At 73.6% G+C, this 1372-nt stretch carries 2 pseudogenes; one reads left to right on the forward strand and one right to left on the reverse strand.

Going from position 1 to position 1372, the window contains the following annotated elements:
• Window positions 1-271, reverse strand: a pseudogene (locus EAO72_RS40740) (serine/threonine protein kinase); the annotation flags it as partial.
• Between the two features lie 45 nt (window positions 272-316).
• On the opposite strand from EAO72_RS40740, the pseudogene EAO72_RS40745 reads away from it, so the two are divergent.
• Window positions 317-1372: pseudogene (locus EAO72_RS40745) on the forward strand (serine/threonine-protein kinase); the annotation flags it as partial.

Below are 1372 nucleotides of genomic sequence, written 5' to 3' on the forward strand. Positions count from 1 at the left end.
CGTCCTCCGGGAGCGCGCTCTCCGGGAACGCGCCCTTGGGGACCGTGTCCGTCGGGTCCTCCGAGTCCAGCAGACCCACGGCGTGGCGGCCGAGTTGGGCGATGAGAGCGCCCGGCAGCCAGGGCTCGGCGGTGTCTCCCTCGTCCAGTCGCTCCAGGATCTCGTCCGGCGACGGACGGGTCGCCGGGTCCTTGCGCAGACAGTCCTGGATCAGTTCCACGAGGTCGACCGGTACCCCGGTCAGGTCCGGGTCCTCCTGTGCGATCCGCAACGCATCGGCGCCTACCGCCTGCTGGGCCGGCTCGGCGCGGGCGGTATGGGCCAGGTGTATCTGGCCCGTTCCGACCGCGGGCGCGTGGTCGCGCTCAAACTGGTGCGCGAGGAACTCGCCGCACAGCAGGAGTTCCGCGACCGGTTCCGGCAGGAGGTACGGGCCGCCCGCCGGGTCGGCTCCACCTGGACCGCTCCCGTGCTGGACGCCGACACCGAGGCAGCCGTTCCCTGGGTCGCCACCGGTTACGTCGCCGGCCCCTCCCTCCAGTCCACCGTCACCGGGCGCGCGAACACCGCGGCCGGCCCCGCCCCGGGGGCGTACGGCCCGCTGCCCGACCGTTCCGTCCACATCCTCGGCACCGGTCTCGCCCACGCGCTCCGGGCCATCCACGGCGCCGATCTCATCCACCGCGACCTCAAGCCGTCCAACATCCTGCTGACGATCGACGGCCCGCGCGTCATCGACTTCGGCATAGCCCGGGCGCTCGACACCGTCACGGACGCCGGGCTCACCCGCACCGGGGCCCTGGTCGGCTCCCCCGGCTTCATGTCGCCGGAGCAGGTGCGTGGCGAGCGCGTGACCCCGGCGTGCGACGTGTTCTGCCTGGGCGCGGTGCTCGCGTACGCCTCGACCGGGCGCCTTCCGTTCGGCGCGGCGGCCAGCGGGGTGCACGCGCTGTTGTTCCGGATCGCACAGGAGGACCCGGACCTGACCGGGGTACCGGTCGACCTCGTGGAACTGATCCAGGACTGTCTGCGCAAGGACCCGGCGACCCGTCCGTCGCCGGACGAGATCCTGGAGCGACTGGACGAGGGAGACACCGCCGAGCCCTGGCTGCCGGGCGCTCTCATCGCCCAACTCGGCCGCCACGCCGTGGGTCTGCTGGACTCGGAGGACCCGACGGACACGGTCCCCAAGGGCGCGTTCCCGGAGAGCGCGCTCCCGGAGGACGGGGCGACGACGGACGGCGAACCCGCCGACGCCGTCCCCGACGCCGTCCCTGATGCCGTCCCCGCCGACGCCGTCCCCGATGCCGTCCCCGCCGACGCCGTCCCCGATGCCGGTTCCGATCCCGGTACGTGACCCGGTGGTTGTGCC

The organism is Streptomyces sp. OR43, assembly GCF_008042275.1.
Classification (GTDB): domain Bacteria; phylum Actinomycetota; class Actinomycetes; order Streptomycetales; family Streptomycetaceae; genus Streptomyces.